Raw genomic sequence first — 570 nt, 5'->3', positions numbered from 1 at the left:
AAGTTACGTGCCTGACCTAATAAATCGAGGCCAATGTTTGCCAGTGCGAGATCGATTTCCAGTTCCGGTGCGTGACCGCACCATTCCCCCAACCGCTGGGAGAGCACCAGACAGTTATCGCCCAGGCGCAAGGTGTAAGCCGTTAACTGATTCATTTCCGACCTCACATGTGCTCAATGCCATCAGGGATGGTGTAAAACGTTGGATGGCGATAGACCTTGCTTTCAGCCGGATCAAAAAATTCACCGCGTTCTTCCGGTTGCGAGGCAACAATTTCACTCGCCTTCACCACCCAAATTGAACATCCTTCGCTACGACGGGTGTAAGCATCACGGGCATTTTCCAGTGCCATCCGCTCATCGGCAGCATGTAAACTGCCAACATGGCGGTGTGATAAGCCCTGTTTGCCACGCACGAAAACTTCGTATAACGGCCAGTAAACATTACTCATTTTGAATCTCCTTATGCGACCTTACGGGCAAGTTGTTTTTGTGCATGGGCCAGCGCTGCTTCCCGTACCCAGGTACCTTCTTCCCAGGCTTTACGTTTGGCGTCGAGCCGCTCCTGATT

General features: G+C 51.8%; 2 protein-coding genes. Both read right to left on the bottom strand.

Annotation, left to right across the window (positions count from 1 at the left end; genetic code table 11):
• On the bottom strand, nt 1-155 hold a 155-nt coding region (locus tag E6R62_RS38615), incomplete at its 3' end, for a Phenylacetic acid catabolic protein (protein WP_181881214.1).
• 8 nt (nt 156-163) lie between these two features.
• Entirely contained in the window at nt 164-451 is a 288-nt protein-coding gene (gene paaB, locus E6R62_RS38610; protein ID WP_000073393.1) for a 1,2-phenylacetyl-CoA epoxidase subunit PaaB, read from the bottom strand.
• Between the last annotated feature and the right edge of the window lie 119 nt (nt 452-570).

Origin of the sequence: Streptomyces sp. A1136, from assembly GCF_004795055.1 — a bacterium.
GTDB lineage: Bacteria > Actinomycetota > Actinomycetes > Streptomycetales > Streptomycetaceae > Streptomyces.
The sequence above is the reverse complement of the archived record's forward strand: the minus strand, read 5'-3'. Positions and strand labels throughout refer to the sequence as shown.